Origin of the sequence: Azospirillum brasilense (genome assembly GCF_003349955.1) — a bacterium.
In the GTDB taxonomy this organism is placed as follows: domain Bacteria; phylum Pseudomonadota; class Alphaproteobacteria; order Azospirillales; family Azospirillaceae; genus Azospirillum; species Azospirillum brasilense_B.
Genome location: NZ_QLKQ01000014.1, coordinates 1 through 24,743, shown reverse-complemented (window position 1 = coordinate 24,743; position 24,743 = coordinate 1). Strand labels below are relative to the sequence as shown.

The 24,743-nt window shown below is 69.8% G+C and carries 23 protein-coding genes and 1 pseudogene; 13 read left to right on the top strand and 11 right to left on the bottom strand.

Annotation, left to right across the window (positions count from 1 at the left end; all coding sequences use genetic code 11):
- The 7 genes from DXK32_RS08640 to DXK32_RS08605 all read left to right on the top strand — a co-directional run bounded on the left by DXK32_RS08640 (position 1) and on the right by DXK32_RS08605 (position 9,173).
- A complete protein-coding gene (locus tag DXK32_RS08640; protein WP_114858131.1) occupies positions 1–786 on the top strand; it encodes a GNAT family N-acetyltransferase in 786 nt (261 codons plus the stop codon).
- A complete protein-coding gene (locus DXK32_RS08635; protein ID WP_247877049.1) occupies positions 783–2,036 on the top strand; it encodes an ATP-grasp domain-containing protein in 1,254 nt (417 codons plus the stop codon). Before DXK32_RS08640 ends, DXK32_RS08635 begins: the two co-directional genes overlap by 4 nt.
- 21 nt (positions 2,037–2,057) lie before the next feature.
- Positions 2,058–2,831: a hypothetical protein gene (locus tag DXK32_RS08630; RefSeq protein WP_114858130.1), complete on the top strand. Its 774-nt coding sequence runs from the start codon at positions 2,058–2,060 to the stop codon at positions 2,829–2,831.
- A 148-nt stretch (positions 2,832–2,979) separates the two neighbouring features.
- The gene (locus DXK32_RS08625; RefSeq protein ID WP_114858129.1) at positions 2,980–3,741 is read left to right on the top strand and encodes a hypothetical protein; all 762 of its coding nucleotides are present in this window, start codon (positions 2,980–2,982) and stop codon (positions 3,739–3,741) included.
- Positions 3,742–4,165: 424 nt separating this feature from the next.
- Entirely contained in the window at positions 4,166–7,057 is a 2,892-nt protein-coding gene (locus tag DXK32_RS08615; protein WP_114858127.1) for a response regulator, read from the top strand.
- Positions 7,058–7,121: 64 nt separating this feature from the next.
- Complete coding sequence (locus tag DXK32_RS08610) at positions 7,122–7,871, top strand: response regulator transcription factor (RefSeq protein ID WP_114858126.1); 750 nt, start codon at positions 7,122–7,124, stop codon at positions 7,869–7,871.
- A 231-nt stretch (positions 7,872–8,102) separates the two neighbouring features.
- Positions 8,103–9,173: a response regulator gene (locus tag DXK32_RS08605; RefSeq protein WP_114858125.1), complete on the top strand. Its 1,071-nt coding sequence runs from the start codon at positions 8,103–8,105 to the stop codon at positions 9,171–9,173.
- Here DXK32_RS08605 and DXK32_RS08600 read toward each other — a convergent pair.
- From DXK32_RS08600 to DXK32_RS08570, 7 genes are all read right to left on the bottom strand, one after another.
- Positions 9,143–9,400 carry a hypothetical protein gene (locus DXK32_RS08600; protein WP_114858124.1) on the bottom strand — a complete coding sequence of 86 codons (258 nt, stop codon included), beginning with the start codon at positions 9,398–9,400 and terminating at the stop codon, positions 9,143–9,145. The genes DXK32_RS08605 and DXK32_RS08600 overlap by 31 nt on opposite strands.
- 109 nt (positions 9,401–9,509) lie before the next feature.
- Positions 9,510–11,468: a tetratricopeptide repeat protein gene (locus tag DXK32_RS08595; protein WP_114858123.1), complete on the bottom strand. Its 1,959-nt coding sequence runs from the start codon at positions 11,466–11,468 to the stop codon at positions 9,510–9,512.
- Between the two features lie 98 nt (positions 11,469–11,566).
- A complete protein-coding gene (locus tag DXK32_RS08590) occupies positions 11,567–11,956 on the bottom strand; it encodes an RcnB family protein (protein WP_114858122.1) in 390 nt (129 codons plus the stop codon).
- 131 nt (positions 11,957–12,087) lie between these two features.
- Positions 12,088–12,930, bottom strand: a complete 843-nt coding sequence (locus DXK32_RS08585) for a GNAT family N-acetyltransferase (RefSeq protein ID WP_114858121.1) — start codon at positions 12,928–12,930, stop codon at positions 12,088–12,090.
- A 14-nt stretch (positions 12,931–12,944) separates the two neighbouring features.
- Positions 12,945–13,691, bottom strand: coding sequence for an aspartate/glutamate racemase family protein (locus tag DXK32_RS08580; RefSeq protein WP_114858120.1), 747 nt, complete (start codon positions 13,689–13,691; stop codon positions 12,945–12,947).
- 17 nt (positions 13,692–13,708) lie between these two features.
- Positions 13,709–14,548: an ABC transporter permease gene (locus DXK32_RS08575; RefSeq protein ID WP_114858119.1), complete on the bottom strand. Its 840-nt coding sequence runs from the start codon at positions 14,546–14,548 to the stop codon at positions 13,709–13,711.
- 3 nt (positions 14,549–14,551) lie between these two features.
- Positions 14,552–15,475, bottom strand: coding sequence for an ABC transporter permease (locus DXK32_RS08570; RefSeq protein WP_114858118.1), 924 nt, complete (start codon positions 15,473–15,475; stop codon positions 14,552–14,554).
- A 131-nt stretch (positions 15,476–15,606) separates the two neighbouring features.
- Between DXK32_RS08570 and DXK32_RS08565 the strand changes: the two genes are divergently transcribed.
- The 4 genes from DXK32_RS08565 to DXK32_RS08550 all read left to right on the top strand — a co-directional run bounded on the left by DXK32_RS08565 (position 15,607) and on the right by DXK32_RS08550 (position 18,347).
- A complete protein-coding gene (locus tag DXK32_RS08565; RefSeq protein ID WP_114858117.1) occupies positions 15,607–17,058 on the top strand; it encodes an FAD-binding oxidoreductase in 1,452 nt (483 codons plus the stop codon).
- Positions 17,059–17,070: 12 nt separating this feature from the next.
- Complete coding sequence (locus tag DXK32_RS08560) at positions 17,071–17,343, top strand: hypothetical protein (RefSeq protein ID WP_247877048.1); 273 nt, start codon at positions 17,071–17,073, stop codon at positions 17,341–17,343.
- On the top strand, positions 17,340–17,579 hold the full coding sequence (locus tag DXK32_RS08555; protein ID WP_114858116.1) for a DUF2283 domain-containing protein: 240 nt from the start codon (positions 17,340–17,342) through the stop codon (positions 17,577–17,579). The genes DXK32_RS08560 and DXK32_RS08555 overlap by 4 nt, the downstream gene beginning before the upstream one ends.
- Positions 17,580–17,681: 102 nt before the next feature.
- The gene (locus DXK32_RS08550; RefSeq protein ID WP_162801118.1) at positions 17,682–18,347 is read left to right on the top strand and encodes a hypothetical protein; all 666 of its coding nucleotides are present in this window, start codon (positions 17,682–17,684) and stop codon (positions 18,345–18,347) included.
- Between the two features lie 16 nt (positions 18,348–18,363).
- On the opposite strand, the gene DXK32_RS08545 is transcribed toward DXK32_RS08550, so the two are convergent.
- Positions 18,364–19,401 (bottom strand): hypothetical protein, encoded by a 1,038-nt coding sequence (locus DXK32_RS08545; protein WP_114858114.1) that lies wholly within the window; start codon positions 19,399–19,401, stop codon positions 18,364–18,366.
- A 252-nt stretch (positions 19,402–19,653) separates the two neighbouring features.
- On the opposite strand from DXK32_RS08545, the gene DXK32_RS08540 reads away from it, so the two are divergent.
- Entirely contained in the window at positions 19,654–21,453 is a 1,800-nt protein-coding gene (locus DXK32_RS08540; protein WP_114858113.1) for an acyl-CoA dehydrogenase, read from the top strand.
- Between the two features lie 213 nt (positions 21,454–21,666).
- Positions 21,667–21,942 (top strand): hypothetical protein, encoded by a 276-nt coding sequence (locus tag DXK32_RS08535; protein ID WP_014239820.1) that lies wholly within the window; start codon positions 21,667–21,669, stop codon positions 21,940–21,942.
- An 18-nt stretch (positions 21,943–21,960) separates the two neighbouring features.
- On the opposite strand, the gene pcsA is transcribed toward DXK32_RS08535, so the two are convergent.
- The 3 genes and pseudogenes from pcsA to DXK32_RS08520 form a co-directional block, all read right to left on the bottom strand.
- The gene (pcsA, locus tag DXK32_RS08530) at positions 21,961–22,698 is read right to left on the bottom strand and encodes a phosphatidylcholine synthase (RefSeq protein WP_114858112.1); all 738 of its coding nucleotides are present in this window, start codon (positions 22,696–22,698) and stop codon (positions 21,961–21,963) included.
- 297 nt (positions 22,699–22,995) lie between these two features.
- A complete protein-coding gene (glcF, locus tag DXK32_RS08525; RefSeq protein ID WP_114858111.1) occupies positions 22,996–24,342 on the bottom strand; it encodes a glycolate oxidase subunit GlcF in 1,347 nt (448 codons plus the stop codon).
- A gap of 6 nt (positions 24,343–24,348) precedes the next feature.
- Positions 24,349–24,743: pseudogene (locus DXK32_RS08520) on the bottom strand (2-hydroxy-acid oxidase); the annotation flags it as partial.

The following is a 24,743-nucleotide window of genomic DNA, read 5'->3' as shown; positions in this document are numbered from 1 at the left end:
ATGACGGTCCTCTTATCCCCCGAACAGACGGTCCACACGGGCATGCTGCGCGTCCGGCGCGGCGAGCCGGTCTGCGTTCCCTACCGCATCCGCTTCCTCGGCCCCGCCGACCTGCCGGCGCTGGAGGCGTTCCGCGGCTACATCTTCGGGCAGTTGCCGGACATCGACGCCTATTTCCCCGAAACGCCGGAGTTCGCCGGTCTGCATCTGGGTGAGCGCGGCGTGACCCTGGGGCTGGAGGCCGAGGGGCGGCTGATCGGCTGCGCCATCCTGGGGCTGCCGCAGCCGGGCATGCCGGCCTTCGTGGACGACCTGCCGGGCGCGCGCCCCGCCGTCACCGCCACCGCCCACATGGCGAGCTGCATGGTCCATCCGGACTTCCGCGGCAACGGGCTGCAACGGCTGCTGGTGACTCTGCGCACGCTCCACGCGCTCGGGGCCGGGCGCCCGCACCTGTTCTCGCGCGTCGCCCTGTCCAACCCGCGCAGCTTGGCGAACCTGCTGGCCGGCGGCTTCCTGGTGCGCCGGGTGCTGGTCATGCACGCCAGCGGCCGGCTGCGCTACCTGCTGCACCGCGACCTGGGGGCGGCGCCGCCCGCCTGGGTGCCGGGCAGCGAGCGCGTTTTCGCGGTGCCCGAGCTGGACGAGCAGAGGGCGGTGATCGAGGCCGGCTGGATCGGGCGGTCGGTGGAGCTGGACGGTCCCGTGCCGCTGGTCACCTACGCGCGCCCGCAGGAGCCGGTGCAGGCCGTACCCCAGGACGCCGAGCTGGAGGCCACGCCGTGAGTGCCCTGCGCAAGATTGCGGTCGTCGTCGACCCCTATTCCACCGGCATCCTTCTGGCGCCGCGCCTGCGCGCGCGGGGCTACGACGTGGTCGCGGTGCAGAGCCGCCCGGACCTCGCCCTGTCGCTGCTGCGCAGCTATCAGCCCAACGACTTCGCGGCGCACATCCTCCATGACGGCGACCTCGACGCGCTGGCGAGGACGTTGCGCCCGCTGGCCCCGGCCTTCATCCTGCCGGGCAACGAGTCCGCGGTGGAGCTGACCGACGCGCTGGGCGCCCTTCTCGGCACGCCGGGCAACAGCCCGAAGCTGACCGCCGCGCGCCGCAACAAGTTCATGATGATCGAGCGGCTGGCCGCCGCCGGCCTGCTGACCGCCCGCCAGACCATGGCGACCGGCGCCGCGGAGGCGGTGGAGTGGGCGGCACAGGCGGGCTGGCCCGTGGTGGCGAAGCCGATGGCCAGCGCCTCCACCGACCATGTCTATTTCTGCGACACCCCCGCGCAGCTCCGCGCCGCCGTGGACGCCATCCTGGGCAGCCGCGACTTCTGCGGTTCGGCCAACGAGCGGGTGCTGGTGCAGACCTACCTCGACGGGCTCGAATACGTCGTCAACACGGTCAGCCGCGGCGGGCGCCACTATGTCTGCGACGTCCTGCTGTCGGCCAAGCGGGCGCTGAACGGGTCGCCCTTCGTCTACGACTATTACCGTCTGCTGCCGCCGGAGGAGCCGGTGGCGCAGGCGCTGATGGCCTACATCCGCCGGGTGCTCGACGCGCTGGAGATCACCGACGGCGCCGGCCATGCCGAGGTGCGGATGACCGCGCGCGGACCGGCGCTGGTGGAGATCGCGGCGCGCGCCATGGGGCCGGCCGGCTCGACCACCGGCATCGCGGCGGGCACCGGGCACGATCAGGTCGATCTGCTGGTCGACGCCTTCGACGGGGCGGCGGCGGTCGGGCCGCTGCTCGACGGCCATTACCGGTTCCAGGCCGACGCGATGGTCCTTTACCTGCCGGTTCTGGTGTCGGGCCGGGTGGCGGCGCTGCCGGACCTTTCCGTCCTCGACGGGATGGCGAGCGTGCGCGGCTACGGCCTCGTGCCGCGGGTCGGGGACGATGTGGTGCCGACCCTCGATCTGACTCAGGTGCTGGCGAAGGTCTATCTGGCGCATCCGGACCGCGCCGTGTTCGAGCGCGACTGGGCCGCCATCCGCTCCCTGGAGGACCGCCTCCAGCCGACCGTCGCGTAGCGTCGGAACGGACGGGCGGCGATGGCGCATGTCCCTTACGAGCAGCGCTGGGCCGCGGCCCGCAAGCGCTTCGAGGCCGCCACGGCGAAGCACCGGCCTAAGGACGCCAAGGCGGTCGCCGCCGCGCTGAACGGCGACGCCGCGCTGGTCAAGGCGTTGAAGGCCGGCGACGCCGTCCACCGCGCCGCCACGGCCGGCGATGAGGCCGTGAGGGCTCTCGTCGCCGTGGGGAAGGACGCCGCGAAGGCGCGCAAAGCCTATCTGGCCACGCTCGGCAAGGCCCTGGACGAGGATACGGCAAGCCGTGGCGACAAGGCTGCGGCGGCGGTCTGCGAACGGGCGATGAAGGCCCTTGTCAAGGAGGTCGCCGAACTGGAGGCGGACATCGGCGCGGACGCCGACCGCTTCAAGGCGCAGGCCGCCCAGGCCGAGAAGGACGCCGCCTCGTCGGAGCGGGCGCAGAAGCGATGGGAGGCCAACATCAACGGCGCGCTCGCCCGCGCCGCCGCCGGGGTCGCCAAGGTGCGCGCCAAGCCGACGCCGGACACCTACAACGAGCTGTTCCCGGCGCTGGCCCGCGATCTCGCCGCCCAGCTCGCCGCGGCGAAGGCGCTGGACGGGCTGCGCGCCGATCCCGACTTCTACCGTCGCAAGCTCGCCCCGTGGGCCGGGCAGGGCGGCGACGGGCCGCCGATGCGCGTGCCGCCCGACTACACCGCCCGCCAGATCACCGACCTCATCAAGGAGTTCGCCACCGTCTGCAAGGGCGTGGTGCAGCTGGTGGGCGGTCGCTGAAGCGGGGCGGGGGGCGAAGCCGCCGTTTTGGACCCATTCGGTTCCGGTCGCGGCGGGAGAGGAGCAATCGCCGATTCCGAGGGGCGCGCCCGCCTCCTACCATGCGGACCGATAGGGTGAATGCTTGGTTAAGCGGAGGAGGTGAGACATGGGTGGTCCCCTGAAGCGGATCGACATCCCGGACATCCTGACCCAGAAGGATTGGGACAAGAAGAAGGGCGCCATCGCCAAGATCGCCGGCAAGACCGGCATCGGCGACGCGATGAAGGCGGTGGACAAGGCGCACGGCGCCATCAATTGGAAGACGCTGAGCGTGTCGGTGAACGCCCCCAGCAACGCCACGCTGGACGACCTCAACTCGCTGCTGGACGAGGCGCGGGCGGAGTACAAGCGCTCGGTCGAGCCGCTGCGCACCCAGCTCCAGAAGCTCCGCGATCTGGCCGAGGCGACGGCGAAGAAGTTCAAAGCGAACAAGCTGATCCCGAAGGATTCCACCGCCCACGCGGAGAAGGTCGCCAAGGCCGCCGACCAGCTCTTCGTCGCCTTCAACCAGTCCTCGCTCGGCGACAAGATCGTCGATGACTACGAGGGCATGAAGGACGCCATCGAGAAGGCCGACAAGGTGCGCGCCAAGGGGCGGGAGATCCTGGAAAAATACATGCTGTCCCTGGCGAAGAAGCTGAAGACGGCGAAGACGGTGGGCGATTACCAGGACCTGTGGAAGGAGGACATCCGCGGCGTCGGCACCCAGTTGCCGAAGATGCCCGAGCTGAAGGCCTTCCTGAAGGACTGGCGCAACATCTCCTCCCAGGACGGCATCCCGGAGACCGACGAGGATGTGAAGAGCCGCTGCAAGGAGGTGATGGCCGTGCTGGCCCGCATGGACAAGCAGATGAAGGCCATGGCCTGACCGCGTTCAGCGTCATCACCCATCGGGTGCGTTGTGTCGGAGCGTCCAGAGGTTCGCCTGTGTTCGGGCGGTTCCGGGCGCTCTGCCCATTAGCGAACGCTGTTGAAATCGCCACGTTCGGTGGTCAGCGCCAAGTATGGGCCTCATCCTCGATTGAGAGGTTAAAACCACATTTTCTATAGGATTTACGATTGATGAAGCTTGCTGTGAATTTGTGAGTCGTTGTTGCGCCGATGGCCGATTATACTTCGCAGCGTGGCCGGTTTCGGTTTCATGGGGTTTCGGCTTTAAATGCCTGGGTGCATCGGTATTTCCGCAACGACCGTTTTGCGATACCTCTCATGATGGGATCGGCTGGGCGTCATTCGACCTGCGGGTCGGGCCGCGGCCTGTGCCATGCGCCTGCCGAAGGAACTGTGTCCCGGTGCCTCTGCCGCCTGCCGTCATGCCGTCCGTAACCGCCATTTTTGCTTGTGGCGCCCGACGGCTGGGCGCGGTTCTGCTTCTCGCTCTTCTTTGCACCGTTCTGGCCAGCGGTCCGGCTCTGGCCACGGTCCTGCCGCAGGCGGAGCGCGGCGTGCTCGACCTGCGCGGCTGGTACGCCGACCTCGACGGGCCGGTGTCGCTGGACGGTGAATGGCTGGTGTCCTGGGACCGTCTGGCCGGGGAGGAAAGCCTGAATCCCCTGCCGGAGCCGGATGGGTCGCTCTGGACGCTTTTCACCCTGCCGGCGATCTGGAACGGGGTGGAGCGCCCGGACGGCCGGGAGATGGGCGGGTTTGGCGCCGCCACCTTCCGCCTGAAGATCCTGCTGCCGCCGGGAATGCCACCGCTGACGCTGAAGATGCCGCCGGTCAATTCGGCCATGCGGGTGTGGGTGGACGGCCGCTCGGTCGCCGGCGCCGGAGTGCCGGCCCTGGCCGCCGCGCAGGAGCGGTCCTCCTCCGTTTCCCGCTTCGTCACGTTGCACGGCGGGCAGCGGGTGATCGAGTTGGCGGTGGAGGTCTCCAACCACTTCCATTTCGAGGGCGGAATCGGGCGCACGATCTATCTCGACGCCAACGGCGGGCTGTCGCGTCTGTGGCAGCGGCAGTTGATGACCAACGCCGGGGCGTTGATGTCGCTGTCGCTGATGGCGCTGTTCATCGGCGCCTTCCTGCGCCGGCGCCTCTCGGCGGCCCCGCTGTTCCTGGTCATGCTGCTGGCCGCCTGCGCCATGCGGCTGATGTGCACCAGCGAACTGCTGCGCGTCTTCTTCCCCGGCGTGTCGGAGGTCTGGGCCTACCGGCTGGAATATCTGCCGATCTACATGTTCTACCCGATCTACTTCCACCTGTTGCGCGAGCTGTTTCCCGGTTGCCTGCACCGCGGGGTCGGGCGCGCCATGATGGCGGTCGCGGTGCCGGGCATGTTCCTGGTTCTGGTGACCGAGCCGGCGCAGTTCACCCGGCTGCGCGACGTGGCGAGCCTGCTGCTGGTGCTGTCGGCCCTGTATTTCGCGTGGCGCCTCGCCGTGGCCGCCCTGCGCCGCCATTCCGGCGCGCTCCTGCTGGGGGCGGGCGCGCTGGCCTTCCTGGGGTCGGTGGTGCACGACGCGCTGATGTACGCGCATTTCTTCGAGAGCATCGACCTCGTTCCCTACGGCGCGCTGCTGTTCCTGTTCAGCCACGCGCTGGTGCTGGGGCGGCGGGTGGAGACGGCCTTCCTCAACGAGCGCCGGCTGTCCCAGGAGCTGGCCGCGCTCAACGAGGGGCTGGAGCGCCAGATCGCCGAGCGCACCCGCGCCCTGTCGGACAAGTCCGCGACGCTGGAACGCTTCCTCGCCAACCTCAGCCACGAGGTCCGGACCCCGCTGAACGCCATTCTCGGCATGGTGCGGGTGATCCGCCGCGAGGGGCCGACCGACCGGATGGACGAGCGGTTGCGCGTCGCGGACGGGGCGGGGCGGCACCTCGTCTCGATGCTCGACACCATTCTCGATCTGTCGCGGCTGGAAGCGGGCCGGATGGAGCTTCATCCCCAGCCCACCGACGTGGTGGCGCTGGTCGAGGACGCCGTGGCGCTGATGCGGGCGGGCGCCGAGGAAAAGGGGCTCGCCCTGTCCCTGACGGTCAGCGGCCTGGGGGTGGCGCGCTTTTGGATCGATCCACTGCGCCTGCGCCAGATCGTTCTGAACCTGCTGAGCAACGCCGTGAAATTCACCGAACGCGGCGGGGTGGAGGTGACGCTGACCACCAGCCATGCGCCACCGGACGCGGCCAGCGGGACGGTCGTCCTGTGCCTGACCGTGGCGGACAGCGGTCCCGGCGTGCCGCGGGCGGCGCAGGCCATCATCTTCGAGCCCTTCCATCGTTTGGAGGGAAGCCGGCTGGAAGGCAACCGCCGCGAAGGCGCCGGGCTGGGGCTCGCCATCGTCGACGGGCTCGTCCGGCTGATGGGCGGCACGGTCTGCCTGGAGGGGCGGCCGGGTGGCGGCTCCCTCTTCACGGTCTCGCTGCCGACCCGCCCGTTGCCGGTCGCCGATCCGTCACCGGACCGCGCCGCTCCCATGCCCGTTCCGGGAAGCCTGGACATCCTGGTGGTGGAGGACGCGCCGGAGAACCAGGCCATCCTGCGCGAGTACCTGGCGCCGGGCGGCCATCGCGCCGTCTATGTGGAGAGCGGCGAGGCGGCCTTGGCGGTGCTGGCGACCAGGACCGTGGACGTCGTCCTGCTCGACATGCGGCTGCCGGGGATCGACGGGGTGGAGGTGACGCGGCGCATCCGCGCGTTGCCGGATGCGGAGCGCGCGCTGGTGCCGGTGATCGCGGTGACCGCCAACAGCTCTCCGGAGGACCGCGCGGACTATCTGGACGCCGGCGTGGACGAGGTGGTGGCGAAGCCGGTGGACCCCGACGCGCTCCAGGACGCGCTCGCCCGTCACGCGCCGTCGGGCTCCGGCGCGCCCGCTCCGTCCGTGACGGTCCAGCGGGCGCCGTTCACGGCGGGGCCGGTTGCCGGCGGGCTGTCCAGCGCCGATCGGACCCGGCTGATGGACCGCTTCGCCCAGGCCTGCCGAGAGGTCCTGGCGGTCCTCGACGACGCGGACTCGCCGCCCCGGCGCGTTGTCGATGCGGCCCACCGCATGAAGGGCAGTGGCGGCACCTATGGCTTTCCGGAGGTGAGCGCCGCGGCGCGGGCACTGGAGCGGACGGCGCAGGCCGTCGAAAGCGGGGGCGGGGGGACCGCTTCCATGCAAGGGGACGCGGCGGCGCTGCGGGACCGGCTTCACGCCGCCCTGCGCGCCATCGAAAAGGGGGAGGCGGGGCTGACATGACGGCGATGAGAGTTGACGCGACCGGAGTTGTCGCAACGGGGACGGCAGCGGTGGGCAGGGCATCATGAGCGTCGGATCGGAGCTGGTCGGGCGGACCGTGCTGGTGGTCGAGGACTCCCCGGAAACACAGGATTTGATCGCGACCTACCTGGAGCATCAGGGGCTGCGGGTGCTGCGGGCCGCGAACGGGGCGGAACTGACCGCGCGCGTCGCGCAGGACCGGCCCGACCTGGTGCTGCTGGACATCAATCTGCCGGATTGCGACGGGCTGGCCCTGGCCGAGCGGCTGAGGCTGGGGGAGACCGTTCCGCTGATCTTCGTGACCGGGCGCGACAGCCCGACCGACCGCATCGCCGGTTTGTCCCACGGCGGCGACTATGTGACCAAGCCGGTCGATCTGCTCGAACTGCTGATCCGCATCCGCAACCTGCTGCGCCGCTCCGGGGCGTCCGCCGTTCCGCCCGCATCCGCGGAGGCGGCGGCGGGGCCGGCGCCCGACGCGCCGTTGACCTTCCGGGGATGGCGTCTGGATCTGGTGCGCCGCGCGCTGTTCCGTCCCGACGGTTCCTACCTCGCCTTGACGACGGGGGAGTTCAACATTCTGGCGGCGCTGGCGGCGATGCGGCCCAACCCGGTCAGCCGCGAATATCTTCTGGACGTGATCAGCAACCGCGACCCGCGTTCCATCAGCGAGCATACGGTGGATACGCTGATCACCCGGCTGCGCCGCAAGATGCGGCTGGACGACGGCACGTCCTCGCCGATCGTTACCGTCCGTGGGGTCGGCTATGCACTGGAATCCGACGAATCTTGACGATAATGATTAATATGCAATAATAAACCGCACATTACTCCGACAGAAAAGTATCAACGGCCGTTGATACGCGTTCGAACGGGGTAATGCTATACATCACCCAACGAATGATTGACGGTTCCAAGCGGGGTACCTGGAGGTGGCGGATCGTTCCGCCGCATCGGGGCGCCGCGCCGGGCCTGACACCGCCGCCGGTCAACCGGCGCGCGATCTGATGCGGGTGAGAGCGGCATGCAACGGTCCCTGGTTTCGCGTTCGGCGGAGCGTCTCGCGCTGACGGGTCACATGGCCGCCGGTCAAACGGCAGCCGGCCAAACGGCGGCGGGCTACTCGGCACCGGCGTACTCGGCGGCGGCGCCTTCCATTTTGATCATCGGCAACGACAGCGCGGCCATCGCCGGTATCCGCGATTGCGCCCTGCGGCTCGGCCACCGGGTTCAGGACACGCGGGACGTCATCTCCGCGCTGGGCCTGCTCGATGTGGACCGCAGCGTCGGCGTGGTGTTCGTGGACGGCGGGTCGCCCTGGTTCGACGGTCTGGCGCTGATGGAACGGCTGCACCGCACCCACCGCGGCCTTGCCTGCATCCTCTTCGCCCGCAATCCGGAGGCCGACGACGTGGTGCGCGCCCTGCGGCTGGAAGCGGCCGACGTGGTGACCGACCCGGAGGACGAGGCGCAGATCGAGCGTGCGCTGGCCCGTGTCCTCGACGGTGAGGAGACGGGTGCATCGCCCGCTCCGGAATTCCCGGCGGCCATGGACAGCCGCGACGACGCGCTGGAGCAGGCCTACCGCCACGGGCTGGCGCTGGTCGAAACGGTGCGGGCCTTGCGCGGGGAAGCCGCGGCGGCCCGCATGATGCCCTTCGTCGCCGCCCATCGCACGGCCGCCGCGCCCGCGGCGTCCCCCACGGTCATCGCGGCCGCGGCTCCGCCCGTTTGCGACCCGGCGGCGGACGGCGGCGCGCCGGACAGCCTGGGCATTCTGACGGCGATCCGGCGCAAGCGCGCCGCCCGCGAGAAGTTCTTTCCCAAGGGGCTGTTCGAGGACCCCTGCTGGGACATGCTGCTGGACCTGATGATCAACCATCTCCAGGGGCGGCGGATTTCCGTGTCGTCGCTGTGCATCGCGTCCGGCGTCGCCCAGACCACGGCGCTGCGCCGCATCAGCGACCTGCACGACCGCGGGCTGGTCCGGCGCATCGCCGACGACAAGGACGGCCGCCGCGTCTTCATCGAACTGACCGAAGAGGGCGTCGCCGCCATGGAGCGTTACGTGGAGACGGTCGGTCCGCTGGGCTGATCGCCCTCCGCTTCCGCCTCCGCCTGACGGGAGCAGTCCGGCCAGGGACAGGCGCAGGAGGGGAAACGGCAGTCGTCGCCGTTCACGTCCCCGGCCTGCACGGCGATCTTGTAGCGCAGGCCGTGGGCCGACGGCGTGTCGATCAGGCCGCAGGCCTCGTAGACCTCGACATTGACGCGGGCCGATTGCAGGGCAACCCGCGCGATCTGTTTGGGATCCTTCATCATCGGCGTCTCGGCCTCGCTTCCGCTGCGTCGTCGGGTCTTTCAACGCATGGTCCGCGCCGTTGTGCCAGGGCGTATCGGAAGGACTTCCTTTGGCACGCCCACGGCACCCTTACGGTTCGCGCCACATCGACCGATAGGCGTCCTCCAGCGACCGGGCAAAGGCCGGCGCGTCGCACAAAGGCGATTGGCGCAGACGCTCCCGCAGGCCGATGCGCAGGGCGGCCAGGGTCTCCGGGTCGCCGGCCAGAGCGGCGGTCTTGGCGACGTAGTCCCCCAGGTCGTCCGCCACCAATTGCTCTGCGAGGCCCAGCGTCTCCAGGAAGCTGACCCCGATCCGCCCCGCCCAGCGGTCACCGCGCAGGGTCACCACCGGCACGCCCATCCACAGGCTCTCGGCCGTCGTCGTGCCGCCGCCGAAGGGGGTGGGGGATAGCGCGAGGTCGATGCGGTTGTGGCTGTTGAGATAGTCCGCCCGCGGCGTTTTCCCTTCCATGCGCAGGCGGTTCGGCGCGATGCCGTGCGCGGCGAACTGGTCGCGCAACACCTGCCGCACGCCGTAATCGGCGAACTCCCGTGATTTCAGCAGCAGGCGGGCTTGCGGCAGCGCGGTCAGGACCCGCGCCCACAGCGCGACGGTCGGCCGGGTGATCTTGGCCCGGTTGTGGAAGGCGCCGAGCGTGACCGGACCGCCGCCGAGCATGGGAAGCGGCCCCACCGGCACATCCTCCGCCGGCGGGGTGAAGCACAGGTAGCTGGCGGGCAGGCGCCAGACCTTCTCGGTGAAGAAGCGCTCCTCCCCCGGCGGCAGGACATGGCGGTCGGCGATGATCCAGTCCATGGCCGGCAGGCCGGTCGTTCCGAAGTAACCAAGCCAGCTCGCCTGGACGGGCGCGGGCCGCCGGGCGAACAGGGTCAGGCGGTTGTTTCCCGTATGGCCGGAGAGATCGACGAGGATGTCGATGCCGTCCCGCCGGATCAGCTCGGCCACCGCCGCGTCGTCCATGCCGACGATCGGCCGCCATCCGTCGGCGGCGGCGCGCAGGCTCTCCGTCACGTCGTCGGTGCGGCCGTTGTTGGCGTAGCCGAAGGCGGTGACCGCCTTGCGGTCGTGCGCCCGCAGGACGCTTTCCAGGAAATAGCCGACCGGGTGGCTGTTGAAGTCGCTGGAGACGTAGCCGATGCGCAGCGGGCGGGGGCCGTCGTCCCGCACCGCCGGAGCGGCCGCCGGGAGCCCGCCGTCGTCCGGTCCGGCCCACTCGCGGGCGGCGGCGCGGAAGTCGGCGTTTCCGCACTCCGGCAGGTAATGCTGGGCCATCAGGACGTTGCTGTGCGCCATCGAAAAATCCGGACGGTGCGTCAGCGCGGAGCGGTAGGCGGCCATGGCCTGCTCCAGATGCCCCTGAGCTTTCAGGACGTTGCCGAGGTTGGACCAGGACAGGGCGAAATCGGGCTGGAAGGTCAGGGCGACGCGGTGGGCCGCCGCCGCCTCGCCCAGCCGGTCCTGCAGGTCCAGCGCGTAGCCGAGGTTGCCGTGGGACTGGGCGTTGGCCGGTTCCGCCTGGATGGCGTCGGTGAAGGCGGCGATGGCGGCGTCGGTCTGCCCGACCTCCAGGAACAGGGAGCCGAGGTTGTTCAACGCCTCCACGAAGCCGGGCTGGAGCGCGATGGCCTGCCGGTAGGCGGCGACGGCTTCGTTGGGCCGCCGCTGCCGGCGGAACAGGTTGCCCAGCCGGAAATGGATGTCCGCCCGGTCCGGGCCGAGGCGCAGCGCCGCCATCAGGGCGTCCAGCGCCTCGTCCACGCGGCCGGCGTCGAGCAGGGCGGAGCCGAGATTCAGGTGGTATTCCAAGGCGTCCCGGATCGACAGGGCGGTGCGGATGCCGGCGATTCCGGCCTCGTGATCGCCCCGCTCGGACAGCAGCACGCCCAGCAGGTGCCAGGCGTCGGGATTGCGCGGCTCGCGCTTCAGGATCTGGCGGTACGCCCGCTCCGCCTCCTCGCCGCGGCCGTCGTTGTGCAGGGACAGGGCATCGGTGAGCGAGGGCCGGGTGCTGCGGCTGTCCGTCATGAAGCGTCCATTGAGCGGGCATCGCGGGGAAGGGCGGTGCAACTCGGGGGAGAGTAGACCGCCCGGCCATGTCACGTCCACGAAGGAAGGCGATGGTCTCAGCGGAAGAGGCCGGGGACGATCCGCACCATGATTCCCGAGCGGGACGCCACCAGAACGGCGTCCGACCCGGCGCGGACCCAGTGATGGCCGCGCGGCGGCCGGTGCAGGTGATAAGCGGCGGGCGTGGCGATGACGTAGCGCCGCGACGCGTAGGCGGTGGGCAGCCGGTCGCCGGGCCTCCAATGCCGGGCCGTGTGGTGGACCGGCGGCGGGCGATGGGCTTCCGGGCGGTGCGCATTGGGGCCGCGGTGGTCCCGCTCCATCCGCGGCGGTTCGCGATGGTCCGGTCCCCAACCGGCGGCCGAGGCGTCCTGGGTGCCCAGGCCGACCAGCATGGTGGCGGCGGTCAGGGCGGTGGTCATGGCGGCGATCAGGGTGCGCGACATGGGGGTGTCCCTCTTCTCGTCAGGCCGGGATCGTGATCCCGATGCCCCGATGCTGCGCGCTCCCTGTTGCCGGCGTGTGTCCGGCGGCCCGCTGTTTGGTAACGGACTGTTACGGCAACGCTTGCCCGTCTTCAGCCCAGTTCGAAGGTCGTCACGCCGAACAGGCGCGCGGTGTCGATGGTTGGGGCGGGGCCGAGATGCATGCGGGCGGTTTCGAATTGCGGGCTCAGGCCCAACTCCTCCGCCAGCAGGACGGCGTCGCGGTTGACCTCCGGAACGTCGAGGACAATCGGGCCGTCGCCCGCCGTGGCGGCGAGCGCCAAAGCCAGATCGCGCGCTGTGCCGCGGTCGGCGGCGTAGAGCGGGCCGATCTTGCTGCCGCTGTGGCAGGGGCGGATCACCCCGAAGCCCCGCAGGTCCCCGTTGCTCATGGCGGCCAGCGCGGTGGCGCCGGGCAGCGTGATCCAGTTGGACAGGAAGCCGGCGCGCGGTGCCGGGAACAGCGCGCGGTCCCAATCCAGCAGCCGGTCGAAGGGCACCGTCCGCGCGTCCACCAACGAAGCGGCGGAGGAGGTTCCGGCGGGTGGCGCGCCGCCGTAGCGGATGTTGCGGTGGGCCAGCGCGAAGCCGGACTTGCGGTAATTGTCCTGCTGCGCCACCACCCCGTCGAGCCCGACGGTGCAGCCCTCCAGATGTCTCAGCCCGGCTTGCCAGAGCTCCCAGCCGAACCCGCGCCCGCGCATTTCGGGCCGCACGATGTAGAAGCCGAGGAAGCCGAAATTCCCGGGATAGCGGACGACGGAAAGGCAGGCCGCCGGCTCGCCGTCCAGCTCCCCGATCAGGAAGCCTTCGGGGTCCACGGCGTGGAAGGCCCCGGCGTCGTGCAGGCCGGGGTTCCAGCCCTCCGCCCGCGCCCAGTCCACGGCGAGATCCAGCTCGGCCCGGCTCATCACGCGCACGCGGTAGCCGTCCATGGCGTTCCTCCGGGTCAAGGCTGCGGGGCGGGGGTGAAGCGCGCCATGTCCCCGGCGTAGGGTTTGGGCAGGGGGAAAGCGTAACCGCCGGTCTTGCCGGTGCGCAAGCCCAGCACGGCCAACCCCTCCACCAGCTTCACCGCGGCGGTGACGCCGTCCACCACCGGCACGCCCATTTCGGCGGTCAGGGCGCGCGCCAGATCGGCCATGCCGGCGCAGCCCAGGACAATGCTCTCCGCCCCGTCCTCCGCGATGGCCCGGCGGATGGTCTCGCGCACCCGCTCCACGGCGCCCGACGCCGGGTCCTCCAGCGCCAGCACCGGCACGCCGGCGGCGCGCACCCGGCAGCGTCCGGCCACGCCGTAGCGCTCCGCCAGATGCTCCAGCGCCGGGACCGAGCGCGGCATGGTGGTGACCACGCTGAACCGCCCGCCGAGCAGGGTGGCGGTCTTCACCGCCGCCTCGCAGATGCCGACCACCGGGACGGCGGACAGGCAGCGCGCGGCGTCCAGCCCGACATCGTCGAAGCAGGCGATCACCACGCCGTCGATGCCGGGCGCGGCGCGCCCGTGGGCGGCGATCACCTCCAGCAGGCCGGGGACGGCCAGCGCCTCGTCGTAATAGCCCTCGATGCTGGCGGGGCCCATGGCCGGGTTGGCGGCGACGATCTCCGTCCCCGGCGCGGCGACGGCGCGGGCGGCCTCGCCGGCCTTCTCGGTCATCGAGGCGGTGGTGTTCGGGTTGACGACCAGGATGCGCATGGTTGGTTCTCTGCCTCTCAAGCGGCGGCGCCGGTCCGTCGCAGCCGGCGGCGGCGCAGGATCATCACCCCGGCGAGGAACAGGCCGATGACGGTGAAGGAGAAAAGCGTCGTCAGCGTGCCCAGCGCGTAGAGCACGGGCGTCGTGACGTTGGTGGTCATGCCGTAGATCTCCAGCGGCAGGGTGTTGAAGGACCCCGCGGTCATCAGCGTGCGCGCGAACTCGTCGTAGGACAGGGTAAAGCCGAACAGCCCGACGCCGATCAGGCTGGGCAGCAGGATCGGCAGCACCACATGCCGCACCGTCTGCCAGGGCGTGGCGCCGAGGTCGCGCGCCGCCTCCTCGTAGGCCGGATTGAAGCGGTTGAAGATGGCGAAGACGATCAGCAGGCCGAAGGGCAGAGTCCAGGTCAGATGCGCGCCGAGTGCCGAGCCGTACCAGGTCGGCTCGATGCCCAGGATGTTGAAGAGCAGGCCGATGCCCAGGCTGACCAGGATCGACGGCACGATCAGGCTCGCCACCGCCAGATAGAACAGCGCCCCGCTGCCCAGGAAGCGGCGGCGGAAGGCGAAGCCGGCGAGCAGCGAGAACAGCACCGTCAGCACCATCACCGTCAGCCCGAGCGCGATGGAGCGGCGGAAGGAACCGCCGAAATCGCCGACCGCCTGCTGCTCGAACAGGTTCCTGAACCAGTGGATGGAGACGCCGTTCATCGGGAAGGTCAACCCGCCCTCCGGCCCCTGGAAGGACAGGATGGTGATGGTGGCGATCGGCCCGTAGAGGAACAGGACGAACAGCCCGAAGAAGGCGGCGAGCAGGTAGAAGGACAGGCCGCGCCGGGTGCCGGTGCCGGTCATCGCTTACAGCTCCTTGCGGATGTCGACGATGCGCAGCATCGCCACGACCATGATGAGGACGACGGCCAGCAGCACGACCGCGTTCGCGGCGGCGGCGGGGTACTGGAGCAGCGAAATCTCGTTGGCGATCATCAGCCCGATGGAGGCGCTCTGCCCGCCGCTCATCAGACGCACGGTGATGAAGTCGCCCATCACCAGCGTGACCACGAAGATGGAGCCGATGGCGATGCCCGGCTTGGCCAGCGGCAAGATGACGTTCCACACCACCTGCGCCGCGCTGGCGCCGCCGTCGCGCGCCGCCTCGACCAGGGCGCGGTCGATGCGCATCATCGAATTGAAGATCGGCACCACCATGAACAGCGCGTAGAGGTGCACGAAGGCCAGCACCACCGCGAAGTCGGAGAAGAGCAGGAACTCCAGCGGCTGGTCGATCAGACCGGCGGAGATCAGCCCGGAATTCAGCAACCCGTTGCGCCCGAGGAAGGGAATCCACGAGATCATGCGGATGATGTTGGAGGTCCAGAAGGGAATCGTGCAGACCAGGAACAGCACCATCTGCCAGGTCGTGGACTGGACGTGGAAGGCCAGGAAATAGGCCACCGTGAAGCCGATCACCAACGTGATGCCCCAGGTCAGCGCCGCGAACTTCACCGTGTTCAGGTAGGTCTTCCAGGTGACCGGCGAGGTCAGCAGCTCCTCGTAGTTGGTCAGCACGAAATCCGGGTAGATGCGGATGCTGTCATAGTCCCAGAAGCTGACCGCGACGATGGTCAGGATGGGGATCAGCAGGAAGACCAGCAGCGTCAAGGCCAGCGGCCCGGCCTGGAGATAGGGGGCGGCCCGGCGCAGCATGGAACGGCGCACCCCGCCGCCCCGCGGTGCCGCGGATGCGCTGGACGCTTCGGATGGGACGGCGGAGACGGTCATGGCGCAGGGGTCCGGTGCCGTGGGGAGTGTTGGTGTGGGAGAGTCTTGCCCCCACCCTGACCCTCCCCTGCGACAGCGGGGGAGGGTCGGGGTGGGGGCGATGCTCTCTCCAGCCCCCGGACCGTCCGCCCATGACCTCCGCCAACCCTGCCGCCAGCCCTGACGCCGCCAACCTCTCTGCCGCCCTCGACCGGATCCGCGCCATCGTCGGCCCGAACGGCCTTCTCACCGCGCCGGAGGACATGGCCCCCTACCTGTCGGAATGGCGCGGGCGCTTCAAGGGCAACAGCCCGGCGGTGGTCCGCCCGGCCAGCACCGAGGAAGTCGCGGCGGTGGTGAAACTCTGCGCGGAGGCCGGCATCCCGGTCGTCCCGCAGGGCGGCAACACCAGCCTCGTCGGCGGCTCCATCCCCTACGAGGAAGGGCGCGAGATCGTCATCAGCCTGTCGCGGATGAACAAGATCCGCGGCATCGACACGCTGAACTACACCATGACGGTGGAGGCCGGCGTCGTGCTGAAGACCGCGCAGGAGGCCGCAAAGGACAAGGACCGCCTGCTTCCCATGAGCCTGGGGGCCGAGGGCACCTGCCAGATCGGCGGGCTGATCTCGACCAACGCCGGCGGCATCAACGTGCTGCGCTATGGCAACATGCGCGATCTCGTGCTGGGTCTTGAGGTCGTGCTGGCCGACGGGCGCGTCTGGAACGGCCTGCGCAGCCTTCGCAAGAACAACACCGGCTACGACCTGAAGCACCTGTTCATCGGGGCGGAGGGCACGCTGGGCATCGTCACCGCCGCGGTGCTGAAGCTCTACCCGCGCCCGCGCCAGGCGGAGACGGCCTTCATCGCCGTGCCCAGTCCCGCCGCCGCCATCGAGCTGCTGGCCCGCCTGCGCGCGGCGTCGGGCGACGCCGTCGCCGCCTTCGAACTGATGTCGCGCCGCTGCCTGGAGTTCGCGCTGAAGCACGTCGCCGGCACCATCGACCCGCTGGCCGAGCCGTCGCCCTGGTACGTGCTGACCGAGCTGACCGCCGGCACCCAGTCCGACGCCTTCCGCGAGACGGTCGAGGCGGCGCTGGGCGAGGCCTTCGAGGCGGAGTTGGCCACCGACGCCACCATCGCCCAGTCGGAGACCCAGGCCAACCAGCTCTGGTTCATCCGCGAGGCCATCGTGGAGGCGCAAAAGTTCGAGGGCGGCTCGATCAAGAACGACGTGTCGGTCCCGGTGTCGCGCGTCGCCGAGTTCATCGAGCGCGCCGAGGCCGCGGTGGCCCAGGCCTGCCCCGGCATCCGCCCGACCCCCTTCGGCCATGTCGGCGACGGCAACATCCACTTCAACCTCAGCCAGCCGGAGGGCGCCGACACCGCCGCCTACCTCGCCCGCTGGGACGAGATCTGCCACGTCGTGAACGAGGTCATCTTCGACCTGGACGGCTCCATCTCCGCCGAGCACGGGGTGGGCCGCTTCAAGAAGGACGAGATGCCGGTCATCAAGAGCCCGGTCGAGTTCGACCTGCTGCGCGCCATGAAGGCGGCGCTCGACCCCAAGGGCCTGCTGAACCCCGGCAAGATGCTGCCGTAAGGGGCGCCCGCGGTGGCGGAGGAGCCAACACGTCTTCCGCCGCTGCCCTTCTGGCGGACCCGCTATTTCGCCCTGGTGGTCATGGCAAAGCCGGAACGGCGCGGCATCGATCCGCTGGATGTGCTCGCCGTGCTGTCCAACCCGATAAAGCGGCAACGGGAGCCGAGTGGCCGTGTGCGGTACTGGGGTTGGGTCACACATCTGCGGTCTTATGTTAGAGTGGTGACTCTGGAGGATGGCGAGACCGTCCACAATGCCTTTCTGGACCGGGATTTCGAACCATGACCGACCCCCACAGCCCCGTTCTTTACGACCCGGATACGGACAGCATGTATGTCAAGGTCCGGCCCGGGCCTGGGGTGGACAGCCGGGTCGATGACGCCCGCGATCTGGTCATCGATCTTGGCGAGGACGGTGAACCGGTCGGCTACGACATCCAATACGCATCCAAGCACCCCGACGTGATTGCGGAGGCGCTTGCCACGTTGCGCACTCTGCGGGGTGAAGCCCGCGCCGCCTGACTCCTTCCCTGCCTTCAGGGAAACCCCGATCCCGCCCGCGCTGTTCACATTGTCATGGAAACCGGCAACGCCGGCTCATCGACCATGGACAGGGGGCAAGCGATGCTTCTCACGATGTCGGCGTGGATGCGCCTGATGCTGGGCGAGGCCGAGACGGCGCCGGAGCACGGCACGCCCACGACATGCGCCCTGCCGCCGGAGCGGGAGCGCATCCGGCGGGCGGTGCATGACGCCGTGACCGCCCATCCGCTTCACCGCGAGTTGGTCCACACCCACCGGCTGGGCGGCTGCCAGTATTACGCCTTCGCCGGGGCGATGCTGCTGGAGTCCCTGGGCCACGGGAAAACGGAGGTCGCGCTGGGCCGCGTGGCCTTCCGCAAGTCCGAGACCCACAGCCGGGGGCGCTGGCTCGGCTACCCGGCGGCGCCCACCGACGTCCGTCCTCCCGATCCGGCGCAACGGCGGCAGGAGGCGGAATCCTTTCCGTTCCACGCCTGGATTCGCCTGACCGGCCCCGGAGGGCGGCGGGTCCTGATCGACTTCGACCTGACCAACGTGCTGCGGGAGGTGAGGCTGCGCGAACCGCGCCATGCCACGGCCCTGCGCCATCGGCCGCCGGCCTTCTGGGGAAGCGCCACGGCGGCGCACCGGGCGGGATTGCGGTTCGAGCCCCACCGCCGGCTGACCGCCGACGCGCTGCTGCCCGGCGACCGCCGGGTCTTCGCGGCCATCGCGGCGGACGCCCGCGACCGGCTCAAGGGCGCGTAGCCCCGCGGTCAGCCGATCAGGCCGCCTTCGCCGTCGTCGCTGTCGTGTCCGACGTCCCGGCCGCAATCCCCTGCCCGACCACCTTGGACAGGCCCAGCCCGAGGCCCAGTCCGGTGTGCTCGTTCTGATCCGTGCGGACCGGCTGGTCGCGCATGCGGCGGTTGTCCTTGTCCTCACCCTCCGGACGGCGGCCGCGCGCGGGCCTGCCGGAGATGCTGTCCACCTCGTCCGGCGTCTCCAGCGCGTTCAGGGCCAGCACATGGTAGATCGACAGCGGCGTGCCGTTCAGCGCCTTCTGCGGCATGCTGGGCACCTGGACGGTGAAGCCGTCGGGCATGTCCTGGCGGCGCACCCGGTCGATGGCGGTCTGGGCCGGGGCGAAGTCGGCGTTGGGCGACTCCGCGAACTTCGTCGCGAAACGGTCGTAGATGTCCTTCAGCGACTTGGCCCGGCCGGTGTCCTTGTCGAAGAACACCGCCTTGTTGGCCGAGGCGGCGTCGGGGAACAGCTCCTTCGCCGCGCGGTTGGGGTTGTCCTGCATGGCGTTCAGGAACTTCGACGCTCCGCCGGCCCCGAGGAAATGCGCCATGTAGAGTTCGGTGGAGCCGACCTTCCCTTTGACCGTGTCCTCCAGATACTCCTTGTTGTCGCGGGTGTATTCCGCGGCCATCAGGGCCGACGCGTTGGGGTCCTTGCGCAGGTCGAGGATCTCGCGCTTCAGGTCGGGATCGGTCACATAGGGCCGCCCGTCGCCGCGCGTCTGGATCGCGTTGGCGTATTTGGCGTAGCCGTGGTCCGCCCCATGGTCGCGCATCGTCGCCAGCCAGGTGCTGTCGATGAACTGGTAGAGCCCGGTCGCCGAAGAGGAGGAGGACTTCACGTCCGTCCGGTACCCGCTCTCCACGGCAGCTTTTTCCATGAGGTAGGAAAAATCGACCCCGGTCTTGGCGCTGGCGTTGCGGACCGCCGCCTCGACGTTCTCCGGCCCGCGGCTGGTCTTCGCGGCCTGGACGGCGGATTCGGCCTGACGGGCAAGGGCGGCGGCGATGGTCATGGGAGGAACCCCTGTGAGCGGTGCTGCCCCACTCTTGCAACCGCGATGCCAAGTCCCGCCTCGCCTCCTGCGTCGCAGCCGCGCTGTTCGCGCCGCAACCCAGATGCCAATATTCCTGTCCGACGGTGAGGCTCGCCATGCACCATTCGGTACGGTATGGTGACGCGCACGTAAACCGCCCAAGCCGTGTTCACGCGCAATCGGGCACGCAGAAACGCACGCACAATCGGGTCACGGGAGGCCGCTCCATCCATGATTCCCTACACCGCTCCGGTCGATGACCTCCGCTTTGTCCTCAACGAGGTGGTCGGCCTCGAAACGGTCGCAGCACTTCCGAACTGCGATTCGGCGGCCCCCGATCTGGTGGACGCCGTGCTGGAGGAAGCCGGCAAGTTCGCCTCCGGCGTGCTCGCCCCGTTGAACCGGGTCGGCGACAAGGAAGGCTCGGTGCTGGAGAACGGCGTGGTCCGCACGCCGACCGGCTGGAAGGACGCCTACAGCCAGTTCACCGAGAGCGGCTGGAACAGCCTGCCCTTCGAGCCGGAGTATGGCGGGCAGGGGCTGCCTTGGACCGTGGCCTTCGCGGTGAATGAGATGTGGCAGGCGGCCAACCTGTCCTTCGGCCTGTGCCCGCTGCTGACCCAGGGCGCCGTCGATCTGCTGACCGAACACGCCAGCCCGGAGCAGAAGGCGCTCTACCTGCCGAAGATGATCGCCGGCGAGTGGAACGGCACCATGAACCTGACGGAGCCGCAGGCCGGCTCCGACCTCGCCGCCGTGCGCACCCGCGCGGTGCGGGCCGACGACGGGACCTACCGCATCACCGGCCAGAAGATCTTCATCACCTACGGCGAGCATGACCTGACGGACAACATCGTCCATCTGGTGCTGGCCCGCCTGCCCGACGCGCCTCCGGGCATCAAGGGCATCAGCCTGTTCATCGTGCCGAAGTTCCTGCCCAACGCGGACGGCACGCCGGGCGCGCGCAACGACCTGCGCTGCGCCAGCCTGGAGCACAAGCTGGGCATCATGGCCAGCCCCACCGCCGTGATGGCCTTCGGCGATGATGGCGGCGCCACCGGCTTCCTGGTCGGCCAGGAGAACCGCGGCATCGAATACATGTTCACCATGATGAACAACGCCCGCCTCGGCGTCGGCATCCAGGGCGTGGCGATCGCCGAGCGCGCCTACCAGCAGGCCCGCGACTACGCCAAGGGCCGCGTGCAGAGCAAGGATCTGGCCGACCCGAAGGGCTCCGGCGTCGCCATCATCCGCCACCCGGACGTGCGCCGGATGCTGCTGGACATGCGCGCCAAGACGGAGGCCGCCCGTGCGCTGGCGCTCTACGCCGGCACCCAGCTCGACGTGTCCCGCCACCACGAGGACGCCGCGGTGCGCGCCGCCGCCACCGCCCGCGTGGACATCCTGACCCCCGTCGTGAAGGCGTGGAGCACCGACATCGGCTGCGACGTCGCCTCGACCGGCGTGCAGATCCACGGCGGCATGGGCTTCATCGAGGAGACGGGTGCGGCCCAGCATTACCGCGACGCCCGCATCACCCCGATCTACGAGGGCACCAACGGCATCCACGCCAACGACCTGACCTTCCGCAAGACCGGCCGCGACGGCGGCGAGTCGGCCCGGACCTTCATCGCGGAGATGCGCGCCACGGTGGCGGAGCTGGAGAGCATCGCCGGCGACGACATGGAGGCGATCCGCACCAACCTGTCCGCCGGCCTGGACGCGCTGGAACAGGCGGTGGCCTGGGTGGTGAAGACGCAGGCCGACGGCGACCTGCGCGCCGCGGCGGCGGGGGCCGTGAACTACCTGAAGCTGTGGGGCACGGTGGCCGGCGGCTGGATGCTCGCCCGCTCCGCCGCCAAGGCGCTGGAGGGGCTGCGCCAGCCCGGCGCCAACGCGCCCTTCCTGGAGGCCAAGCTGGTCACCGCCCGCTTCTACGCCGAGCAGATCCTGGCCCAGGGGCCGGGCCTGCTGCTGCCGATCCTGACCGCCCACCGCACGGTCATGGCGCTGAGCGAGGACCAGTTCTGAACACGCTCAGGACCCATCGCTGTGGCGCTTTGGCCACAGCCAGCTGAAAGGCGGCCGACGCCCCACGCCGGCCATCGCCGCCCGCTTCTGGCCGGTGGTCGCGATCGCCGCCTCCTACCGCTTTTGATAAAGGGTCCGCTTTCGGGGGGCGGCGGGCACCAAACACTCACCTGAACCGTTACGTCTCCATGGATCAACTGTGGAGACCATCCCATGGCTCGTCGTAACGGGATTCGCACCGCCGTCCTTGCCCTTCCCCTCCTGGCCCTGCCGCTGCTGGCCGCCTGCGACGACCAGCAGTCGGCGGAGAAGACCGGCCAGGAGATCGGGCGCGCGGTGGACCAGACCGCAGAGCGCGTGGGCGAGGCCGCCAAGGGCATCGGCGCCGAGGCCGGCCGCATGATGCAGGACGCCGGCGCGGCCATCCAGCAGAAGGCCCGCGACGCCAAGGACGACATCAACCGGGAAACCGCTCCCGAAAAGCCCTGAGGGAGGCCCTGAGGCGTTTTACGCCTCGGCCGGCCCACGCAGCGTCCGCCACGCGCAGACCGCCGCGTAATAGGCGCTGCTGGCCAGCCAGACGTACCAGACGGCGTCGGGCCGATCCGGATAGAGGACCACCAGCGCCGCGCTGGAGGCCAGCCACGCGCCGCTGACCAGAAGATTCAGGCGCATCCAGCGGCGCACCCGGAAGGGATGCAGGAACTTGACCGTCGTGAAGGTCAGCAGGCCGAGGACCAGCACCACGGCGGTGTTGATCCACGGGTCGAGCGCCAAAAGCCACAGATAGAGCGCGACCACGTTCCAGATCGCCGGAAAACCGACGAAGTAGTTGTCGCCGCTCTTCATCCCGGTGTTCGAGAAGCAGTAGAGCGAGGTCATCATGATGAAGGCGGCCAGCGCCACGCCGAAACCGTCCGGCAGCAGGCCGAAGCGGTACAGGAAGACCGCCGGAACGACGACGTAGGTCAGATAGTCGATCACGAGGTCCAGCGCCGACCCGTCGATGCCCGGAAGCACCTCCTTCACTGAGGCGCGGCGGGCCAGCGTGCCGTCCACCCCATCGACCACCAGCGCCAGCCCCAGCCAGCCCAGGCACGCCTTGGCCTCGCCGTTGACCGCGGCGAGCAGGGCCAGCAGCCCCAGCACGACGCCGCTGCCCGTGAAGGCGTGCACTCCCCAGGCCGACAGCCGCCGCCCGATCCCGTAACCGCCGTCGCTGTCGTCCTTAAACCCGCTGTCCACTGAGCGCCCCATCGTCCCGTTGGCGCCAACCTAGCCATACGGCGAGAAAAGTCCAAGGGGGTCGGTGCGTCCCCTGCAAGGAGGCCGCATGCGTCCGAATAGCCCTCTCCCCTCTGGGGAGAGGGTGGCCCGAAGGGCCTCTCGCGCTGGCTGAAAGCCAGCGCTGACGGCGGCAGGCGGATGCCTCTGACATCCGCCGAGAGCCGGTGAGGGGGTTGTGCTTGGCGGAGCGTCCGGCACAAGCGCAACCCCCTCACCCTAACCCTCTCCCCGGAGGGGAGAGGGGATATGGTCGACTTACTCCGCCGCGCGCGCCGCCGTGCCCGGCGACCGGTCCGGACCGGCGAACGCTGGGTTGTCCCTCAACGCCTCAGGCTTCGGGCCGCCGGTGGCCCAGTCGAGCAGCTCCACCGTGTGGACGACGGGGAGCCCGGTCCCGGTGGCGATCTGGGTGATGCAGCCGAGATTGCCGGCGGCGATGGCGGCGGCCTTCGTGCTTTCGATGTTGCGGACCTTGCGGTCGCGCAATTGAACGGCGATCTCCGGCTGAAGCATGTTGTAGGTGCCGGCGGAGCCACAGCAGAGATGCGCCTCCGGGATCTCCTTCACCTCGAAACCGGCACCGCGCAGCAGGGCGCGCGGCGGGTCCTTGATGCGCTGGCCGTGCTGCATGGAACAGGCGGAATGGTAGGCGATGGCCTGCCCGGTTTCGATCACCGGGGCGGACAGGCCGATTTCCGCCAGGAACTCCGTCACGTCGCGGGCGATGGCCGCCACACGCAGCGCCTTGGGCGCGTATTCCGCGTTCTCGCTGAACTGGAAGGCGTAGTCCTTCACCGTGGTGCCGCAGCCCGAGGTGTTGACGATGATGGCGTCCAGCCCCTCACCGTCCATCTCGGCGATCCAGGCGTCGATGGTCTTCTTCGCCGCGGCGTCGCTGAGGTCGGTCTTGCCCATGTGATGGGTCAGGGCGCCGCAACAGTCGGCTCCCTTCGCCACCACCACCTCGACCCCGTGGCGGTTCAACAGGCGGATGGTCGCCTCGTTGATCTGCGGGGCCAGAACCTGCTGGGCGCAGCCGACCAGAAGGGCGGCGCGCCTGCGGCGCGGCCCGACCGCCGGATGGCTGCCCGGACGGTCGCTGTGGCTCGGCCCCGGCACCGATTTCGGGGCCAGCGCCAGCAGCGCGCCCAGCCGACCCGGCAGCAGACCGGCGAAGGGCTTGCCGAACCAGGCGGCGATCAGGGCCAGACGGAACAGCCGCGGATTCGGCAGCACACGGGCCAGCAGATCGCGGATGGCCCGGTCGGCGGGCGGGCGGGCGTGGGTCGCCTCGATATGAGCGCGGGCGTGATCGACCAGATGCATGTAATTGACGCCCGACGGGCAGGTCGTCATGCAGGACAGGCAGGAGAGGCAGCGGTCGATGTGCTTCACCTGATGTTCGGTGGGCGGCCCGCCTTTCTCCAGCATGTCCTTGATCTGGTAGATGCGGCCGCGCGGGCTGTCCAGCTCGTCGCCCAGCAGGACGTAGGTCGGACAGGTCGCCGTGCAGAAGCCGCAATGGACGCACTTGCGCAGGATCGCTTCCGAGTCCCGGTAATCGGCGTTGGCGAGCTGTGTGAGCGTGAAGTTGGTCTGCATGGATGCCTACACTCCCGCGTGCATGCGGCCGGGGTTCAGGATGCCGCAGGGATCGAAGCTCTCCTTCACCCGGCGGCTCAGCGCCATCACCGGCTCGGCCAGCGGATGGAAGACCTCCGTGGTGGCCCGCACGTCCTCGGGCGCGCGCACCAGCGTCGCGTGGCCGGCGGCGCCCAGCGCGCCGCGGATCGCGGAGGCGGCGTCGGACGTCGGCGCCACCGCCGCCCAGATCAGCCCGCCACCCCAGTCGAAATACAGGTCCGCGTCCAGCGCCCAGCGGATCGACTCCGCCACGCGCGGCCCTTCGGAGGGCTGGACGGAGATTTTCCAGATGTGGCGCGACTCCTGGCCCCCACCCCGGCCCTCCCCCGCTGGGCGGGGGTGGGAGTCGAGTTCCCTCC